The sequence below is a fragment of the Corallococcus sp. M7 genome, assembly GCF_054512695.1.
This window is the reverse complement of sequence record NZ_CM137252.1, coordinates 6,520,516-6,538,854: the sequence shown is the minus strand read 5'-3', so window position 1 is coordinate 6,538,854 and position 18,339 is coordinate 6,520,516. Positions and strand designations below refer to the sequence as shown.

The following is an 18,339-nucleotide window of genomic DNA, read 5'->3' as shown; positions in this document are numbered from 1 at the left end:
ATCAGACCGGTGGCGCGCGCACGGGTCAAGGTGGCGGTTGACGGGTGGGCCCCGAGCGGGGATACACGCCCCCCATGACGCTTGCCTCGGTGCAGGGACAGCCCCGCGCGATGGACGCGCTCCAATCCGCCCTGCGGTCTGGCTCGGTGCATCACGCCTACCTGTTCGCCGGGCCCGAAGGCGTGGGCAAGGAGCTGGCCGCGGTGGGGCTGGCCCAGGCCCTCACGTGCCCGGAGGCCCCGGAGGTGGGCTGCGGCAAGTGCGCCAGCTGCGTGCGCATCGCCAAGGGGCTGCACCCGGACGTCACCTGGGTGATGCCGGATGACGAGCGCGTGTCGCGAGGACTCGCGGGCCGCTCCGACTTCACCGGCACGCCCAGCCGCGAGCTGCGCGTGGAGCAGATCCGCCAGCTCCAGGAGCGCCTGGCGCTGCGCGGCCTGGAGTCCAAGCGCAAGGTGGCCATCCTGGTCAGCGCGGAGCAGATGAACGTCCAGGCGCAGAACGCGTTCCTCAAGACGCTGGAGGAGCCGCCCGCGGAGACCACCCTCATCCTGGTGGCGAGCGCCATGGACCGGCTCTTGCCCACCATCCGCAGCCGGTGCAGCAAGGTGTACTTCGGTCCGCTGCCGGTGGACCTGGTCGCACGGCACGTGCAGCAGGAGCGCAAGCTGGACGCGGACACCGCCGCCCTGGCCGCGGTGATGTCCGCGGGCAGCCTGGGCCGCGCGCTCGCGCTGGACGTGAAGGCGCTGAAGGAGCGCAAGGACGTCCTCACCGCCTTTGAGGCCCTGAGCGGCGATGACATCCCGGCGCTCCTGCGCTTCGCGGAGGCGCACGGCGGCTCGCGCGAGGACGCGGACACCGCGCTGGAGCTGCTCATCCTGTGGACGCGGGACGTGTCGCTCGCGAAGGCCGGGGCGCTGGAGGCGCTGGCGAACCGCGACCTGACGGCGCTCGCGGAGGACGCGGCGAAGCGCACGTCGGAGGCCGCGCTGCACCGGCGGCATTCACTGCTGGAGTCAGCGCGCACGGCCATCGGTTCGCGCAACGGCGCGCCCCGGTTGCAGCTGGAGCGGCTGCTCATCGAACTGTGCGTGGAGGGCCGGTGAGCGCGGACATGGACGAGGTGCTGGCGGAGGTGAAGGGCGGCAAGGTGTGGCCGCTGTACCTCCTGTGGGGCGAGGAGTTCCTGGTCAGGAAGGGCGCCGACGAGCTGGTGAAGACGCTGGTTCCGGACGCCGCCATGGGGCTGAACCTCGCGGTGCTGGACGCGGCCTCCCCGCGCGAGGTGGCGCAGGAGCTGGCCACGCTGCCGCTGTTCCCCGGGCGCAAGGTGGTGCTGGTGCGCGACCCGGAGTTCCTCGCGCCCAAGAAGGGCAAGGGCGACGCGCTGGCCAAGGCGCGCGACGCGTGGAAGGCGGGCAAGCGCAAGGAGGGCGCGCGGCGGCTGCTGGCGCTCGCGGGCCGCGCGGGCTGGGGCGTGGACCAGTTGGATCCGCGCGTGCCCGGCGCGCCCTCGGTGGAGCAGTGGAAGGAAGAGCTCAACGTGGACCTGGCGGAAGCGGACCTCGCCTTCCTCCAGGAGGCCGCGGCCTTCTGCCGTGACGAGCGCATCAGCGCTCCCGAAGGGGACGCGTCCGCGCTGCTGGAGCTGCTCCAGAAGGGCGTGCCGGCGGGGCATGCGCTGGTGCTCGCGGCCACGGACGTGGACTCGCGCAGCCCGCTGCTCAAGTTCGCGCAGGACAAGGGCCGCCTCTTCGAGCGCAAGGTGGCCGCGCGCCACAAGGACCTGGACCTCAGCGAGATTTCGAAGGAGTTCCTCGCCCCCTTCAAGAAGAAGCTGGGGCCGGGCGCGCTGGAGGGACTGAAGGAGCGCATCGGCGGCAACATCCGGCTGCTCCAGTCGGAGCTGGAGAAGCTGGCCGTCTACGCGGAGGGGCCCACCATCGAAGCGCAGCACGTGGCGCTGCTGGTGCACCACGCGCGTGAAGAGGAGTTCTTCGAGCTGACGGAGGCGCTCCAGAAGCGCGAGCTGCGCGACGCGCTCTCCTACGCCGAGGACGCGATGGGGCAGGGTACGCACGCGCTCCAGTTGCTGGGCGCGGTGGCGTCCATCGTCCGCTCGCTGCTGGAGAACCACGCCTGGCTGGAGAAGTACGCGGGCGGCCAGCCGCCGCGCACCGGCCGCGACGTGGAGGCGCGAATCCTCCCGAAGCTGGAGCAGGAGCTGAAGGCCACCAAGCGCAAGACGCCCAACGCGTGGGCGCTCGCGTTCGGCATGCAGGCCGCCGCCCGCTACGAGCGCCGCGAGCTGCTCAACGCCCTGGTGGCGTGCGCGGACGCGGACCTGGCCCTGAAGTCCTCCGCCAGCGGGAAGCTCGTCATCGAGCGGTTGTTATGGACGGTGTGCACCCGCGCCTGAAGGGGCCCGGGCTGAAGGAGCCGCCATGGCGGACAAGCGACGCTTCGACCTCTTCGCGGACCTGCTCGTCACGCGCTTTCCCCAGGCCCTGCGCGTCTATGACATCGCCGGAGGCATGGGGAAGCTGAACGAGTCCCTCACCCAGCGCGGGCGCACCGTCACCACGTTCGACCTGCGCCACAAGCACCTGCCCGTGAAGTACGCGCAGCGGCTCTTCACATTGGAGGAGCCCTGCGAGGCGGAGCTCGTCGTGGGCATGCACCCGGACGGCGCCACGCGGATCATCATCGAGTACGCCGCGCGCCACGGGCTGGGCTTCGCCGTCGTCCCTTGCTGCTCCGACAATGGGATGCCCTACAAACCGTGGATGCGGCACCTGGCCGACGTGGCCCGCGACGCCGGCTTCACCACGGTGGAAGAGGCCGCGCTCCCCATGGACGGACGCGCGCGGGTGCTGCTCGGCGTGTGGCGCTGACGCACGCCGCGCGAATTCGTGGCCATGCTTTGCGCACCAAGAAAAAGCCGTCAAACTTGGATTGTCTGAATAGAGGACACACCCCGTGTGCACTGTCATGGTTCAGGACAGGGGCCCCGGAGTGGCGAAAAGCCCAGCAAGAATGGGCCTTTGTGCCAAAGGCGTAACGAATACTTCCACATTACAGAAGATGAACTGGGCACTGATGTGCCAGCCATCTTTCAAGGCCTTCCCGTCCTGCGAGGCATTTCGCGGACTTAATGAGTTGGCCTGAAGAATGCTGAAAGGAGCGCTGTCCCGGCGACCACCCCCTTTGCGCCGGGCAGGAGGCAGTACCTTGGTTCGCACCCGTTTCGTTTCAGCCCTGCTGGCCTTCCCCCTCGTCGCTTGCGGCGTCGGTGAGACGGACTCCAACACGCAGAAGGATCAGCAGAAGCCGGATGAAGTCGCCGAGGTCCAGAACGCGCTGAGCGTGATTCCGGGCGCGCAGATTGTCGGCACCAACGCGGATGGGACGCCGCACACCATCCAGGGCCGCCTGGGCCAGGCGGACCGCCCGCTGACGGGCTTCGCCGCCGCGGACGTGCACACGGCCATCGCCGGGTCGCTGCCCTCCATCGCCTCGCTGTTCCGCCTGAACGCGAACGACCTGCAGGTCCGCCGCATCAACGTGGACGAGCAGGGCGTTTCGCACATCCGCTACGCGCAGACGCTGAACGGTCTGCCGGTGGTGGGCGAGGAGCTGATTGTTCACGTGGACAGCTCGGGCGCCATCTTCGGCGCGAACGGCTCCGCTCGCTCCGGCGGCGCGGTGTCCGCGCGTCCGCTGGTCGCCGCGGAGGCGGCCCAGACGGCGGCGCTGCGCGACACGCAGGGCACGGGCCTGGCCGCGGAGGGCGCGCGCCTGGTGTACGTGAAGTCCGAGCAGGACGGCCGTCTGCACCTCGCCTATGAGGTGAAGGTCACGGGCGACAGCAACCTGATGCCGCTGCGCGACCGCGTCTATGTGGACGCCATCAACGGCTCCACGCTGCTGCGCGTTCCGGAGATCCACACCGCGCTCAACCGCAAGGTGTACAGCGCGAACAACGGCACCAGCACCCCGGGCACGCTCAAGCGCAGCGAGGGCCAGGCGGCCATCGGTGACTCGCACGTCGACACCAACTACGACATGCTGGGCTACACCTACGACTGCTACAAGGTGCTGTTCAACCGCGACTCGCTGAACAACGCGGGCACGGCGCTCATCAGCACGGTGCACTACAGCCGCAACTACGTGAACGCCTACTGGGACGGCACCCAGATGGTGTACGGCGACGGCGACGGCGTGAACTCCATCGAGCTGGGCAAGGACGCGGACGTCACCGTCCACGAGCTGACCCACGCGGTGACGGAGTACGAGTCCAACCTCACGTACTCCGGCCAGTCCGGCGGCCTCAACGAGGCGATGTCCGACACGTTCGGCGCCGTCTGCGAGAGCCGCGTGAACGGCTGGAGCACGGCCGCGGCCATCTGGATGGTGGGCGAGGACGTGTGGACGCCGGGCACGGCGAACGACGCCTTGCGCTACATGGACGACCCGGCGAAGGACGGCGTGTCCAAGGACTGGGCGGCCAACGTGACGTCCAGCACGGACGTGCACTACAGCTCCGGCGTGCCGAACCTGGCGTTCGCGCTGCTCTCCAAGGGTGGCACGCACCCGCGCCGCACGGGTGGTCCCACGGTGCCGGGCATCGGCGTCGAGAAGGCCGCTCGCATCTGGTACTACGCCAACACCAACCTCTTCACGGCGAGCACCACGTTCGCGCAGGCCAAGACGTGGACCGTCCAGGCCGCCGTGGCCCTGGGCTATGACGCCGCCACGCAGGCTGCCGTGACGGCCGCCTGGGAAGCGGTGGGCGTGGGTGGCACGGTCACGCCCCCGACCTGCACCGCGCTGACCAACGGTGTGGCGAAGACGGGCCTGTCCGGCGCGTCCGGCTCGGAGACCCTGTACTGCCTCGACCTGCCGGCCGGGAAGTCGTCCAGCTACGTCCTGAGCGGCGGCACGGGTGACGCGGACATGTACATCAAGTTCGGCTCCGCGCCGACGACGTCGTCCTACGACTGCCGTCCGTACCTGTCGGGCAACAACGAGACGTGCAGCGCGGCGGCGAAGACCGCGTCGGGCAAGATGTACATCATGCTGCGCGGCTACTCGTCGTACAGCGGCACGTCCCTCAAGGGCACGTACTAGTCCCCAACGCGGGTCCGGCGTGAGTCCACGCCGGGCCTCGTGAAGGTCACCTTCCGCCTCCGGGGCTCCTGTCCCGGGGGCGGTCGTGTTTTGGGGTAGGGTGGCCCGGCTTCGCGCGCGGGAGGATGCATGCGGCGGTTGGGGCTGGTGTTGCTGACGGTGGTGGTGGCTTCCGGGGCCCTGTCGTGCCACCGGGACACGCGCGCTTCGCGCACCTGCGTGGTGCTGTCGGTGGGAGGCACCAAGGGGCTCGCGCACGTGGGCGCGCTGGATGCGCTGGTGGCCCGGGGCGTGCCCATCGACTGCGTGGTGGGCAACAGCATGGGCGCGGTGGTGGGCGGCCTCTACGCGTCCAATCCCGGCGCCAACCTGCGCCAGCGCTACCATTCCTTCTTCACCGCCTACGAAGAAGAGACGCGGAAGATCGCCGCGACACGCGGTGCGGTGGGCGCCGCGGTGGGCCTGCTCGCGGTGCTGGTGTCGGGCGGCGCGCTGGGGCCGGCCGTGGCGGCGGGCGCGCTGGGCGCGGCGGGTGGCGCGGCGACCGTGCCTCCGTTGAGCCATGAGCGCTTCACCCAGGTGCTGGATCGCTTCTACGCGGGCGCGCGCGTGGAGCAGCTCCCCGTGCCCTTCGCCACCTTCCACCAGGAGCCCTTCGCGGGCGGCATCCGGCTGGTGACGGTCACGCGCGGCCCGCTGTCGGAGGCCGTCTCCGCGAGCGCCTCCAACCCGCTCCTGTTCAAGGACGCGACGCTGGAGCGCATCGACCCGGGCGCGGACCGCGTCGCCGCGACGCCCGTCCATGACGCGTGTCAGTTGTTCCCGGGCGCGCGGCTCATCGCCATCAACGTCACCGGTGAGCCGGCGTTCTACCGCTCCGACCTGGGCTGCGACGTGCGGGAGGTGCGCGTGGACGTGGCCATGCCCCCGGTGGAGCGCTTCACCGGCCGGGGGCCGGCCTTCGAGGCCACCTACGACGCGGGCCGCGACGCGGTGATGCGGGCGCGGCTGGACTGAAAAACGACAGGCAGCTCAGGGCGCCGCGAGCAGGCCCGTCACGTCCCGCCAGCCGCCCTGGCAGGGTGCGATGTCCGTGGCCAGGTAGTGTCCCACGCGGCCGGGCCCGAGCGCGACGATGGCGGACGAGCGCGTGCCGTAGCCTTCCGTGTGGATGCACAGGGCTTGCAACTGCTGGAGGAAGTCCGCGGGCAGGCCGTCCTCGGAGAGCGGCCCCGTCGCGGCCTCCCGGGGCGGCAGGGCATGGTCGGCCAGGGCCGCCTGGAGCCCCGTCACCAGCTCCGGCCATGGACGCTTCGCCACGCCTTCCGCCAGCGCATGTGCCCGCCGCACCTTGGGGAGCGCCAGGTTGTCCAGGTTGTCGTTGGGGAGCACGTGCACGCCGTCCGGGACGTCCTCGTGCAGCAGGCGCTCGTGGCCCGGGCGCGCGTAGGCCACCCGCAGGGTGCGCGCGTCCCCGTAGAGCAGGTTGAAGGGCAGGAACTCCGGGGCGGGCAGGGTGCCGAGGTAGCGCTCGATGGCCTCCACCGACCCGGCCTGCAGGGCGCGCAGCACCACCTCGCCCCGGGAGCGGGGGGCCAGGCCCAGGGTCCGGGCGCCGCGCTGGTTGGTCAGGGCGACCACGACTCCCTCGTGGGTGACCCCCATCCACGTGCCACCCCGCTCCACGTCCTGGCCGCCCACCACGCGGGGGGACTCGGAGAGGACCTTCGGCCCGTGGGCCGGGCGCGCGTAGAACTCATCCCGGTTGGCTGCGAGGACCAGCGGCCACTCGGGGTGGGCGTTACGGAGGATCAGGACGGTGCACATGGCGTCCGGTCGATAACATCCATCTTCGCGCCATGCAGCCCTCAGCCTGCATGTTGGCGATGACCTCGTATCCCCGAGCGGCTATGGTCCGCCGCCCTCAGGAGAGTCCATGGCGGAGAGAATCCTCGTCACCAGCGCCCTTCCGTACGCGAACGGCGCCGTCCACCTCGGCCACGCCGTCGAGTACATCCAGACGGACATCTACGTCCGCTTCCTGCGCTCGTGTGGCCAGGACGTCGTCTATTTCTGCGCGGACGACACGCACGGCACGCCCATCGAAATCAACGCCGCGAAGCAGGGCATCCCGCCGGAGCAGTTCGTCGCGCGCTTCCACGATGAGCACCAGCGCGACTTCCGCGACTTCGACATCCGCTTCGACTACTTCCACTCCACCAACTCGCCGGAGAACCGCCACTACGCGGAGCTCATCTACGGGCGCTTGAAGGACGCGGGCGACATCGACCGCCGCGACATCGAGCAGACCTACTGCGAGAAGGACAAGCGCTTCCTGCCGGACCGCTTCATCCGGGGCACCTGTCCCAACTGCAAGGCCACGGAGCAGTACGGCGACGCCTGCGAGAAGTGCGGCAAGACGTACAACCCCACGGACCTCATCGACCCGAAGTGCGCGCTGTGTGGCACGCCGCCGGTCCGCCGCAACTCCGTCCACCTGTTCTTCAAGCTGTCGCGGCACGCGGACTTCCTCCAGGAAGTGCTCAAGCGCCCCGGCTTCATCCACCCGGGCCTGGCCGCCCAGCTCCAGGGCTTTTTCGAGAAGGGCCTGGCGGACTGGGACATCAGCCGCGACGGGCCGTACTTCGGCTTCGCGATTCCCGGTGAGACGGACAAGTTCTTCTACGTCTGGCTGGATGCGCCCATCGGGTACATCGCCACGACGGAGAAGTGGGCGAAGGAGTCGGGCCGCTTCCCGGACGCGCTCGCGTACTGGGGCAAGGACGCGCCCACCCGCATCGTCCACTTCATCGGCAAGGACATCGTCTACTTCCACGCGCTGTTCTGGCCCGCGGTGCTGAACGTCGCGGGGTTCCACATCCCCAACGAGATCAAGGTGCACGGGCACCTGACCGTGAACGGGGAGAAGATGAGCAAGAGCCGCGGCACCATGGTGGCCGCGCGCGACTACCTGGACCTGCTGGACCCCAGCTACCTGCGCTACTTCTACGCGGCCAACCTGGGCGCGGGTGTGGAGGACCTGGACCTCAACCTGAAGGACTTTCGCCTCCGGGTGAACGGCGAGCTCGTCAACAACGTGGGCAACCTGGCCAACCGCGCGCTGTCGCTGCTGGCCGGGCCGCTGGAGAAGAAGCTCGCGCCGGGCCGCGCGGAAGGGGCGGGGCGCAAGCTGGTGGAGGACGCGCTGGCGCGCGTGCCGGAGGTTCGCGAGGCGTTCGAGAAGCTGGAGTACCGCAACGCCATCCGGGTCATCACGGAGATCGCCTCCACGGCCAACGCGTTCCTGCAGACGGCGGCGCCGTGGGCGCTGGTGAAGAAGGACGCGGAGGCCGCGCGCGCGGACCTGTCGGACGCGGCGGACGTGGCGTACCTCTTGGGCGCGCTCCTGGCGCCGGTGACGCCGCGCGTGTCGGAGAAGCTGTTCGCGCAGCTGGGGGCGGAGCCGCTGACGTTCCAGGCGCTCGCCAGCGCGAAGTACCCGCTGCTCGACCGCAGCCGTCCGCTGGGCACGCCGGAGCCGCTCTTGCCCCGGCTGGAGGAGGAGCGCGTCAACGCCATCATCAAGGTCCCCGCGGGGACGCCGGCCGCCGAGCCCGCGAAGGCAGGCGGCAAGGACAAGAAGACGGAGAAGAAGCCCGTGGAAGCGAAGACTCCCGAAGCGGCGCCCACCACGCAGGCGTCCCCAGGCGCGGGGGCGGCGGAAGGCGCGCCCGCGGCCGACATCGAGTACGCGGACTTCGCCAAGGTGGTGCTGAAGGCGGGGCGCATCGTGGCCGCGGAGAAGGTGAAGGGCGCGGACAAGCTGCTCAAGCTGGACGTGGACCTGGGTGAGGGCACGCCGCGCACCATCGTGTCCGGCATCGCGGAGGCGTACGCGCCGGAGGCGGTGGCGGGCCGGCGCGTGGTGGTGGTGGCGAACCTCAAGCCGCGCAAGCTCAAGGGCATCGAGTCGCGCGGCATGCTGCTGACGGCGGGCTCGGGCGGCAAGGACCTGTCCCTGCTGGATCCGGGCGACGTGCCGCCCGGCGCCGACGTGAAGTAACGCGGGCGGTGGCATCCCGGGCGGCGGCTGCGCTTCCCGGAATGCCAGCCGTGCGCGCGCACGCGGGCGGCTTTGCTCCCTGCGCTGTTGGTCGCACGTGCGACCAGGGAGCCCCTGGCTGCTGCCGGGACCGGAACGTGGCCGGAGCCAGGGAGTGGTGCCTGGCCGGGGCCGACACGGGACCTCGCCAGCGGTTGGAAATGCAGGCGGGAGGTCGCGCCCGGTTCAGGTGGGAGAAGGGTAGGGCATCGTTCGGAATGGCCACCCGCTTCGAAGCGAGGTGGTGCCGGAGTGGTTTCAAGGGCGTGGGGTTCCAACAGGGGCTACACGTCGCACAGCGACCGGGACTCCAAGGACGCGCCGGGCATGGGAAGGCCCGAGCGCCAGAGAGGTGACGAGACGTGGCGGACTGGCGTGCCGAGCGGGACCGCGCCCTGTTGACCCTGGAGCGCGAGAAGCGGCCGGCGACCCGGGCAGAGGCGGCGGACCTGTTGTTCCAACTCGCTTCCGAGGAGCCCGCGCACGCGGCGGAGTTCACCGACGTGCTCGTGAGGCTGCTCGCGGATGCGCAGCCGGAGGTGCGCCGCTCGGGCGTGAGCCTGGCGTCCGTCATCCTGCCGCCGGAGCAGCTCCCGGACATGCTCCTGCCGCGCTTGCGCGACGAGGACACCCGCGTGCGGCTGGAGGCCACCGGACGGCTCGCGGACCTGGCGCTGCCGCACGCGCGCGGAGCGCTGGCCGGCATGCTGGAGGACCCCACGCCCGAGGTCCGCTTCGAGGCCGCGCGAGGCATCGCCGCCCTCAAGCACCCCGCCGGCCTGGACGTGCTCGTCGCCGCGCTGGACGTGGACACGTTGCGTTTCCGGGCGCTGGGCGCGCTGGCGGAGCTGGAGGACACGCGGGCGCTTCCAGCAGTGAAGCGACTCTTCGGCAAGTGGCTGCTGCCCGCGTTCGACAAGACGCAGGCCGCGGGCGTGCTGCTGAAGCTGGGCGATCCGGAGGGCGCGGACTGGCTGATGCAGCGCACGCGCAAGAAGTGGAGCGCGGACCGGGCGCTCGCGGTGGAGCTGTGCGGTGAGTTGAAGGTCCCGGGCGCGCTGGAGCGCTTGAAGGACATCCTCGCGGACGCGAAGGACCCGTGCCGGGGCGCCGCCGCGCGTGGCCTGGGCCGGCTGGGGGATGCCCGGGCGCTGCCCTGGCTGCTCGCCGTGCTGGAGGACCGGAGCGCGCCGGAGGACGACCGGCTGGATGCGGCGGACGGCGTGTGGCGGCTGGGTGTGGCGGAGGGCGTGGAGCGTCTGCGCGCCGCCGTGCCCACCTTCGCCTCGGAAGAGGCGCGGACGGAGCTGGAAGAGCTGTTTCAGGAGAAGCCATGAAACTGGTTGATGCGCACTGCCACCTGGAGCCGAAGGACTACGCGGACGTGGCGCCGGTGCTGGAGCGCGCCCGCGCGGCGGGGCTGGTGCACGCGGTGCTGGTGGGGCAGTTCCACGGCCCCGGTGACTGGGGCCACGCGCTGGAGGTCGCCGCCCGGCACCCGGACTTCCTGTCGCCCACGCTCGGCATCCACCCGCATGAGGCAGCCCGCGCAACCGAAGCGGACTTCGAGATGCTGGAGCGCACCTGCGCCCGTCCGGAGCTGCGCGCCGTGGGCGAGGCCGGCCTGGACTACTACTACGACCACTCGCCGCGCGAGATTCAGGCCACCGTCTTCCGGCGGCAGTGCGCGCTCGCGAAGCGCCTGGCCAAGCCGCTGGTGGTGCATGTGCGCGACGCGCATGACGACTGCGACGAGGCCCTGGCCGCCGAGGACGTCACCCGCGGCGTCATCCACTGCTTCACCGGCGACACGGCCGCCGCGCGCAAGTACCTGGACCGGGGCTTCTACCTGTCGCTGTCCGGCGTCGTGACCTACAAGAAGACGGAGGCCCTCCAGGACGCGGTGCGCTTCGCGCCGCTGGAGCGCCTGATGGTGGAGACGGACAGCCCCTACCTCGCGCCGGTGCCCCACCGCGGCCGCAAGAACGAGCCCGCGCACGTGCTGGAGACGGCGAAGAAGGTCGCGGAGCTGAAGGGCGTGTCGCTGGAAGAGGTGGCCCGCGTCACCACGGCGAACGCGGCCCGCCTCTTCAACCTCACGCTGGCGTGAGCGCGTTGGCCAGGGCCTCCAGGTCCTGGTCCAACTGCGGCATGTCCAGGAGCAGCGCGTCCGGGTCGTAGACGAAGTCCGCCTGCTTCAGCTTCAGCAGGGCCTGCAGCGCGGGTTCGCCCGCGTGGCCGCCGAACGCCGCGTGCACCACGCGGCCGCGCTCCAGGTGCAGCGAGCCCTCCAGCGTGTGGCTGCGCAGCTGGAGCTTCCCGCTCTTCTTGCCGCCACCCAGCGTGCGCAACAGCTCCTTCGGGGGCAGCTCGTCGAAGCTGCCGCGCACCACCCGGCCCGGGCCGTTGTGCTGCACGCGGTCCTGGAAGAGGGACAGCACCGTGCGGGCGACCTCCGCCTTGTCGCTCGGGGAGAGCACCGCCGTCGCGCCCGCCATCAGCAGCCGCTCGCGCGCCTGGGCATCCGGCTCTCCCACCACGGCGATGGGCAGGCCCGCGCTCTCCGGCATGGAGCGCACGGCCTCCAGCAGGTCCATGACCTCCTGCTGGCCCAGCCGCAGGCTCACCACCAGCACGTCGCAGTCCTGCCGCGACAGGCCGTCCAGCGCGCCGTCCAGCGTGGACAGCGCGTGCGCCACCAGCTCCTGCTTGAGCACCGCCTCCAGCAGCTCGCCGCGCGTGGCCTCGTCCGGCTCCGCGATGAGCACCTGGCGGCCCTCGCTGGCCAGCCGGTGCACCAGCAGCTCTCCGCTCTGCAGCTGCCCGACGATGTCCGCCACCACGGGGTCGTAGAGCACGCCCGCGTTCTTCTTCAGGTGCTCCAGCGCCTGCTGCTTGGTGAAGACGCGGCCGAACGCGTTGCCCGGGTTCTTGGTGAGCTCCAGGAAGCTGTCCACCGCCGCCAGGATGCGCGCGCCCAGGGTGATGTCCTCGCCCTTGGCGCCCTGGGGCGTGCCGGAGCCGTCCCAGGCCTCGTACAGCTGCGCGAGGATGGTGTTCACCTGCGCGGGCAGGTGCACCGTCTCGAAGAGCTTCGTGGGCGCGCGGCAGCACGCCTTGGCCTGGGCCTTCCACTCCGGATTGGCCGCGTTGCTCGCCAGCGAGTAGTGCCGCTCCGGGGGCTTGCCCAGGTCGTGCAGGTACGCCGCGATGGACAGCGCCGCCAGCTCCTTGTGGGGCATGCCCATGCGCTGGCCGACGATGCCCGCCTGCCGCGCCAGCTGCGCGGAGTGTCCCCGGTGCCGGGGCCGGTCCTGCTCCAGCAGGCCCACCATCAGGCTCAGCGTCTCCACGTAGTCCGTGTCGCTGATGAGCCCGCGCGGGCCACCCGGCTCGCGCCGCTGCGTGGAGACGCGCGCCACGTTGGTGCCGCTGCCGCCGCGCTGCAGCCGCATCCGCGCGTCCGTCTCCAGCCGCATGCTCAGGCTGGTGGCGCTGCTGCGTCCGGCGGAGCTCCCGCCGCGTCCGGGCTCCGCGCCCACGTGCGTGTTGGAGGGCGTGTCCGGACGGCGCGGGCCGTTGTTCGCGGAGGGGCCCTCCAGCAGCGTGGTGAACGCCGTGGGGTCGCCGTAGTAGTGCTTGCGGATGGCCGCGGAGATGGCGCTGCGCAGGCCGATGTACGCGTAGACCTCCGACATGCCGGTGACGAGCGCGATCTCGTCGAGCAGCGACTTGTTCTGCGGCTCGGCGGCCACCACCGAGAGCAGCTTGCGCTCCGGGTCGATGGCCAGCGGGAGCACGTTCTGCGCTTCCGCCAGCCGCACCGGCAGCTTGTCCAACACCTTCGTGTCGATGCGGACCTTGGCCAGCTTGTCCGCGGTGACGAAGCGGGTCTGGAACTCGTTGGCCAAGAGCCGCAGCAGCGCGGCCTCCTGGAGCAGGCCCAGCTCCACCAGACAGTCCCCCAGCTTGTGGCCGGTGATCTTCTGGTGCTCCAGACCCTGCTCCACGGCCCCCGGCGTCACGAGGCCGGCCTCAATCAACCGCTCTCCCAGCCGCTTCGCCATGGACTTCAGCCCTCCGAGGAGCCACCACCCTCACCACCGGACTTCGAGGCCGGCGCCAGCGCGCTGAACGGCTTGAAGGTCAGCTCGCCGGGCAGGCTCTTGGGGTCGCGGGGCGGACGGTCCTCGCGCGGCGGACGGGCAGGGCGCTCCTCGCGGGGACCCCGGTCCTCGCGGGGCGGACGGTCCTCGCGCGGCGGACGCTCGGCGCGGGGCTCGCGAGGAGGCCGCGGCGGACGCTCCGGACGGGCCTCCTGGGACGCGGGGGCGGCGGTGCCCTCGCCAGCGGCGGACGGCGGGCCCTTGTCGGCGCGCGCCTTGCGCTTCTCCTCGCGGTGCTTGCGGCGGCCGCCCTCCACCGGAGCCCGGCCGCGGCCGGTGGGCACGAAGCCCTTCCAGAGGGAGCGCTCGTACGCGCGCAGGTGGTCCGTCCAGCGCTCGTTCGGATCGCGCTGCATGGCCTCCACCCACGACGAGATGCGCGCGTCGAGCGAGCTGAGCGTGTCGACGATCTGCGCCTCCAGCGTCACCGGCACCTTCGCACCGGGGGCGCCGGACGGCCCCGACTGGGAGATCGCCAGGTGCGTGAGGTGCTGCTCCAGCAGCGGCGGGAAGCCCGGGATGCCCAGGGTCTTCTCGCGGATCTTCTGCGCGGCCAGCACCGCGTGGCCCACCAGCCGGCCCTCGTCGGAGGTGTCGAAGCCCTTGTCGGACGCGTCGCCGCCCTTCATCACGTCGTGCAGGAACGCGCCGGCCAGCAGCAGGTCGCGGTCCGCCATGGGGTAGTGGTCCGACACGCGCAGCGTCAGGCGCATCACCGACAGGACGTGCTCGGCCAGCCCGCCGCGCCACGCGTGGTGCACGCCCTTGGCGGCCGGAGCCACCGGCAGCGCCGCGGACACCTGCGCGTCGTCCAGGAACGCGAGCAGCAGCTGCTTCACGAACGGGTCGTTGACGCGCTCGGTGACGAGCTCGCGGATCTGCCCCACCGCGCGCGGGCCACCGCCGCCGCCCTCGTGGCGCTCGGGCTTGCCTTCCGCTTGCTTCGCGTCGCCGGACTTCGCTTCGCCAGACTTGGACTCAGCCTTCGCTTCGCCGGACTTCGCTTCGCCAGACTTGGACTCGGCGGCCTTCGCCTCGGCGGGCGGGGCGGGGGGCGGCTCGAACTCCTTGGGGTCGAGCGGCTCCGGATCCAGCCGCTCCACGGCCTCCACGACGACCTGGGTGCGGCCGTGGAAGACGATGACGCTGCCCTGCACGAGGACGAAGTCACCGTTCTGGAAGGCGGGCTCCAGCGCGTCCACCTTGTCGAAGACGCGCGCGTCCACCGTGCCGCTCTTGTCGGCCAGGGACAGCGACAGGAACACCTTGCCGCTGCGCGCGTTCACCTTCTCCTTCTTGGTGACGCGGAAGACGGTGTTGACCCGGTCCTTCTCGCGCAGGTCCGCCGCGTACACCTTGCGGACGGTCTCGACGGAAGCCTCCGGGGTGGAAGAGGTCGCGGCCTGGGACTCGTTTTCGGTTGTCATCGCGGCGCGGACACTAACACCGAGGAGGGCCCGTCGAGGGCGAATCAGCACAGGCTTTGGCTAGCTCACCTCGAGCGCCACCGCCTCCAGGTACTCGGCCCCAGGGGAGCCGACCGGCGCGGGGTGGTCCGGCGGCAACCCCATCCGTACCAGCCGGAATGCGATGCGCGCCTCCTGCTCGCAGGCCGTGGCCACGCACTCCGTGAACGAGCCCAGCGCCAGTGGTGGGTGATATCCGACCACGAGCAGCCGTCCCCCATGGCGGGTGCGCCGCAGGGCCAGCCGCACCTGTTCGATGAAGTCCTCCTCGGACGCCACCCCCAGCGTGTCGAGCAGCACCAGGTCGAAGGTGTCCTTGAGGGCCCGGAGCACGGCCAGCGGCTCGCCCTGTTCCACCGTCACCCGGCCGAGCAGCCCGTTGGCCTCCGCGTTCTCCCGCGCCAGGTCCGCCGCGTCCGCGTTGCCGTCGAAGGCCAGGATGTGCTTCGCCCCGTGCCGTCCCGCGTGGACGAAGAGGCCGCCCACGTTGCACGCCACGTCCAGCACCCGGTCCCCATTGCCCGTGCGGCCCAGGAAGCGGCGCAGCTCGCGGTGGTCGTACGCGTAGCCCGTGCCCCGGCCGTAGGTGAGGTCCACGGTGAAGCGCGCGCCCATCTCCAGGAGGCGGCACCAGCGCGGCGGCGTGCCGTACATCACGTGCGGGCGCTGCGCGGGCAGGCCCAGCGCCTTGCGCCGGAGTGTGTCGTTGCGCAAGAGCACCGAGGCCGCCCCCGTCACCTCTCCCAGCGTGCGGGTGATCTCGTCCAGCCGCGCGTCCATGGAGCGGGTGAGCGTCTGGACGACGAAGTGCTGATCATACCGGTCCACGATGAGGCCCGGCAGCCCGTCCCCGTCGTCGTTGACGATGCGGCAGAAGCGCGGGTCGTCCACCAGCCGGCCGCGCCGCTCGAAGGCGTGGCGCACGTGGCGGGGGATGAGCCCCTCCACGGACTCGTCCGGCAGGCCCAGGCGGCGCACGGCGTACGAGGCCTGGAGGTCCACGTCACCCAGCCCCAGGACATGCCCGTCCTCGTCCTTCAGTTGCATGGGCGTGCCGGGCTGCGGCTCGCCCTCCATGGAGACGATGTCCTCGCGGCGCAGCCAGGGGGCGCCATGGCGAAGCTTGCGAGCGGCTTCTCGGGACAGGTAGGTGCTGAGCAAGGTGCGGTCCTCCTCCAGCGCGATGGAGGGCACCCCGCGGGGTGCCTTCCACCAAACATGGGCCGTGTGGGGCCTGCTGGCGGCGAGGGCCGTGCCGCTGCCCTGGAGGGCAGGGGAGGGAGCGTCGTCAGAGGACGGGCGGAGGCCGCTTGTAGGCCTTGAAGGACACCCGGGTGAGCATTCCGCTGACCACCAGGGCCAGCGCGATGCCCATCATCCGGACATTCCAGTTCGTGCCGGTGAAGAGCAGCACGAGCGCGAGCACCCCCGCCGCCACCGCGCCCACCACCGTGAGCGTCTGGGCGCGCTTGGATGTCTCCTGGCCATGGGGCTTCTTCGCCCGGGCCAGGACGGGCAGCGAGGACGCCTTGCGCCACTTCTCCGCGCCGTCCTCGCGCACCTCGTCGTCCGGGTCCACCAGCCCCTGCACATAGGCGCGCTCGATGTCGCCCAGCGAGGGGAACATCAGCTCACCATCCGGAGTGCGAACGCGGTACGCCATGGTCTTCCTCCCTCCCGGCCCACCCTGCCCGGAAGGGGGCGGGGACCTCAAGCCAGCTCTGTCGCAATCTGCTCAGCGGCGCGCAGTCCATCAATGGCGGAGGACACGATACCGCCCGCGTAGCCGCAGCCCTCGCCCACCGGGTACAGGCCGCGCATGGACACGGACTGCAGGTCGTCACCCCGGGTGATGCGCACCGGCGAGGACGTCCGGCTCTCGATGCCGATGAGCTTCCCCTCGTCGCTGATGAAGCCCTTCATCTTCCGGTCGAACGTGCGCAGCGCCGCCTTGAGCGACTGCGTCAGCCGCTCCGGGAAGAGCTTGTTCAGGTCAGTGTGCGCCAGGCCCGGGCGGTAGCTGGTGTCACCCGGGTCCTTCTTCACGCGGCCGGCCAGGTAGTCCGGGATGGTCTGCGCGGGCGCGAAGAAGCGGCCTCCGCCCAGCTTGTAGGCCTCGCCCTCCCAGTGCCGCTGGAACTCCAGGCCCGCGAGCGGCCCGTGGAAGCCCTCGCGCGCGAAGTCCGCGACGGACACGGACACGACGATGCCCGCGTTGGCGAACTTCGCGTTGCGCCGCGAGTTGCTCATGCCGTTGGTGCACTGCAGACCCTCTTCGGTGGGCGTGGGCACCACGATGCCGCCGGGGCACATGCAGAACGAGTAGACGCCGCGCACTTCGCCGTCCACGTCCAGGTTCTCCGCCAGCTTGTAGTCCGCGGGCGGCAGCTTGGAGTGCTTCGCCGCGGAGCCGTACTGGATGCCGTTGATCAGCGACTGCGGGTGCTCCGCGCGGAAGCCCAGCGCGAAGGGCTTGGCCTCCACGCTCACGCGGCCGTCGGCGGCGAAGCGCTCGTACAATTCGCGAGCGGAGTTGCCCGGCGCCAGGATGACGCGGTCGCTCTCCAGCGTGCGCCCGTCCGCCATCTTCACGCCCGCGATGCGGCCGTCGCGGTAGAGCAGGTCGTCCACGCGCTGCTCGAAGTACACCTGGCAGCCGCCCGCGATGAGCTCGTCGCGCAGCTTCGCCACCGCGCCGGGCAAGAGGTCGGAGCCGATGTGCGGCTTGCCCTCGATGAGGATGTGATCCGGCGCGCCGTACTTCGCGAAGGCCTCAATCACCTTGCGCACCATGGGGTGGTTGATGCGCGTGGACAGCTTGCCGTCCGTGTACGCGCCCGCGCCGCCCTCGCCGAAGTTCATGTTGCTCTCGCGGTCGAGCGACCCGTCGCGCATGAGCTTCGCCACGTCCTTGCGGCGCGTCACCACCTCCTTGCCGCGCTCCAGCAGGATGCTGCGCACGCCGCGCTCCAAGAGGCCCAGCGCGCAGAACAACCCCGCGGGTCCGGTGCCGATGATGAGCGGGAGCTTCTCCGGCTCCTTCACGCGCGGCGGCAGCTCCGGCGGCGGCGGCGCCTCGCTCACGTCCGGGGGCAGTCGCGGCGCCTTGCGGCCCGGGGCCAGCTCTACCTCCAGCGTGTAGATGTAACGCGGGCTGCCCTTCTTGCGCGCATCCAGCACCGAGCGCACCACCCGCACGGAGGCGAGGTCGCTCCGGGTGACCCCCAGCTTCTCCGCGGCGCGCTGGCCGAGCAGCTCCTCCGGCTCGTCCAGCCACAGCCCGATGTTGTTCACCCGGTACGCCATTGTGTTCTGACTCCTCGATGGGGGCGCGTATGTGCTCCACCCCCCGGAGGGAATGCAAGCACTTGAAAAGACAAGATGGCCCGTGGGGTGGGTGCGTACCCGCCGATACACCCGCCAACGCCGTTCCAGGCAGGGCGGACGTCCGGGTGCGTAACCCCCTTCGCAC

At 71.0% G+C, this 18,339-nt stretch carries 14 protein-coding genes; 8 read left to right on the top strand and 6 right to left on the bottom strand.

The genetic code is table 11. From position 1 onward, the window contains the following. The first annotated feature begins 74 nt into the window (after positions 1 to 74). The 5 genes from holB (at position 75) to ACX114_RS26200 (ending at position 6,150) form a co-directional block, all read left to right on the top strand. Positions 75 to 1,109, top strand: coding sequence for a DNA polymerase III subunit delta' (holB, locus tag ACX114_RS26220; protein WP_459288884.1), 1,035 nt, complete (start codon positions 75 to 77; stop codon positions 1,107 to 1,109). Between the two features lie 8 nt (positions 1,110 to 1,117). Continuing rightward, the gene (gene holA, locus ACX114_RS26215; protein ID WP_459300286.1) at positions 1,118 to 2,422 is read left to right on the top strand and encodes a DNA polymerase III subunit delta; all 1,305 of its coding nucleotides are present in this window, start codon (positions 1,118 to 1,120) and stop codon (positions 2,420 to 2,422) included. A gap of 25 nt (positions 2,423 to 2,447) precedes the next feature. Next, positions 2,448 to 2,897 (top strand): hypothetical protein, encoded by a 450-nt coding sequence (locus ACX114_RS26210; protein WP_014398053.1) that lies wholly within the window; start codon positions 2,448 to 2,450, stop codon positions 2,895 to 2,897. A 337-nt stretch (positions 2,898 to 3,234) separates the two neighbouring features. Then, positions 3,235 to 5,133 (top strand): M4 family metallopeptidase, encoded by a 1,899-nt coding sequence (locus tag ACX114_RS26205; protein ID WP_459288882.1) that lies wholly within the window; start codon positions 3,235 to 3,237, stop codon positions 5,131 to 5,133. Positions 5,134 to 5,262: 129 nt separating this feature from the next. After that, on the top strand, positions 5,263 to 6,150 hold the full coding sequence (locus ACX114_RS26200; RefSeq protein WP_459288880.1) for a patatin-like phospholipase family protein: 888 nt from the start codon (positions 5,263 to 5,265) through the stop codon (positions 6,148 to 6,150). Positions 6,151 to 6,165: 15 nt separating this feature from the next. Here ACX114_RS26200 and ACX114_RS26195 read toward each other — a convergent pair whose 3' ends face one another. Continuing rightward, complete coding sequence (locus tag ACX114_RS26195) at positions 6,166 to 6,960, bottom strand: NRDE family protein (RefSeq protein WP_459288878.1); 795 nt, start codon at positions 6,958 to 6,960, stop codon at positions 6,166 to 6,168. A gap of 109 nt (positions 6,961 to 7,069) precedes the next feature. Here ACX114_RS26195 and metG point away from each other — a divergent pair, with 109 nt between their 5' ends. The 3 genes from metG (at position 7,070) to ACX114_RS26180 (ending at position 11,345) form a co-directional block, all read left to right on the top strand. Then, on the top strand, positions 7,070 to 9,196 hold the full coding sequence (gene metG, locus ACX114_RS26190) for a methionine--tRNA ligase (RefSeq protein ID WP_459288877.1): 2,127 nt from the start codon (positions 7,070 to 7,072) through the stop codon (positions 9,194 to 9,196). A gap of 401 nt (positions 9,197 to 9,597) precedes the next feature. After that, the gene (locus ACX114_RS26185; RefSeq protein WP_459288875.1) at positions 9,598 to 10,572 is read left to right on the top strand and encodes a HEAT repeat domain-containing protein; all 975 of its coding nucleotides are present in this window, start codon (positions 9,598 to 9,600) and stop codon (positions 10,570 to 10,572) included. Further along, complete coding sequence (locus ACX114_RS26180) at positions 10,569 to 11,345, top strand: TatD family hydrolase (RefSeq protein WP_459288873.1); 777 nt, start codon at positions 10,569 to 10,571, stop codon at positions 11,343 to 11,345. The genes ACX114_RS26185 and ACX114_RS26180 overlap by 4 nt, the downstream gene beginning before the upstream one ends. On the opposite strand, the gene ACX114_RS26175 is transcribed toward ACX114_RS26180, so the two are convergent. The 5 genes from ACX114_RS26175 to ACX114_RS26155 form a co-directional block, all read right to left on the bottom strand. Next, positions 11,332 to 13,302: an HD domain-containing phosphohydrolase gene (locus tag ACX114_RS26175; RefSeq protein WP_459288872.1), complete on the bottom strand. Its 1,971-nt coding sequence runs from the start codon at positions 13,300 to 13,302 to the stop codon at positions 11,332 to 11,334. The genes ACX114_RS26180 and ACX114_RS26175 overlap by 14 nt on opposite strands. 5 nt (positions 13,303 to 13,307) lie before the next feature. Next, positions 13,308 to 14,828 (bottom strand): HD domain-containing protein, encoded by a 1,521-nt coding sequence (locus tag ACX114_RS26170; RefSeq protein WP_459288870.1) that lies wholly within the window; start codon positions 14,826 to 14,828, stop codon positions 13,308 to 13,310. 60 nt (positions 14,829 to 14,888) lie between these two features. Continuing rightward, entirely contained in the window at positions 14,889 to 16,028 is a 1,140-nt protein-coding gene (locus tag ACX114_RS26165) for a class I SAM-dependent rRNA methyltransferase (protein ID WP_459300284.1), read from the bottom strand. 127 nt (positions 16,029 to 16,155) lie between these two features. Next, positions 16,156 to 16,530, bottom strand: a complete 375-nt coding sequence (locus tag ACX114_RS26160) for a hypothetical protein (protein ID WP_459288868.1) — start codon at positions 16,528 to 16,530, stop codon at positions 16,156 to 16,158. Between the two features lie 47 nt (positions 16,531 to 16,577). After that, positions 16,578 to 18,173, bottom strand: coding sequence for an NAD(P)/FAD-dependent oxidoreductase (locus tag ACX114_RS26155; protein ID WP_459288867.1), 1,596 nt, complete (start codon positions 18,171 to 18,173; stop codon positions 16,578 to 16,580). Positions 18,174 to 18,339 lie beyond the last annotated feature (166 nt).

Coding starts and splice junctions, on each gene's coding strand:
- holB (WP_459288884.1), top strand. CDS start 75: ATGACGCTTGCCTCGGTGCAGGGACAGCCCCGCGCGATGGACGCGCTC.
- holA (WP_459300286.1), top strand. CDS start 1,118: ATGGACGAGGTGCTGGCGGAGGTGAAGGGCGGCAAGGTGTGGCCGCTG.
- ACX114_RS26210 (WP_014398053.1), top strand. CDS start 2,448: ATGGCGGACAAGCGACGCTTCGACCTCTTCGCGGACCTGCTCGTCACG.
- ACX114_RS26200 (WP_459288880.1), top strand. CDS start 5,263: ATGCGGCGGTTGGGGCTGGTGTTGCTGACGGTGGTGGTGGCTTCCGGG.
- ACX114_RS26195 (WP_459288878.1), bottom strand. CDS start 6,960: ATGTGCACCGTCCTGATCCTCCGTAACGCCCACCCCGAGTGGCCGCTG.
- metG (WP_459288877.1), top strand. CDS start 7,070: ATGGCGGAGAGAATCCTCGTCACCAGCGCCCTTCCGTACGCGAACGGC.
- ACX114_RS26180 (WP_459288873.1), top strand. CDS start 10,569: ATGAAACTGGTTGATGCGCACTGCCACCTGGAGCCGAAGGACTACGCG.
- ACX114_RS26175 (WP_459288872.1), bottom strand. CDS start 13,302: ATGGCGAAGCGGCTGGGAGAGCGGTTGATTGAGGCCGGCCTCGTGACG.
- ACX114_RS26170 (WP_459288870.1), bottom strand. CDS start 14,828: ATGACAACCGAAAACGAGTCCCAGGCCGCGACCTCTTCCACCCCGGAG.
- ACX114_RS26160 (WP_459288868.1), bottom strand. CDS start 16,530: ATGGCGTACCGCGTTCGCACTCCGGATGGTGAGCTGATGTTCCCCTCG.
- ACX114_RS26155 (WP_459288867.1), bottom strand. CDS start 18,173: ATGGCGTACCGGGTGAACAACATCGGGCTGTGGCTGGACGAGCCGGAG.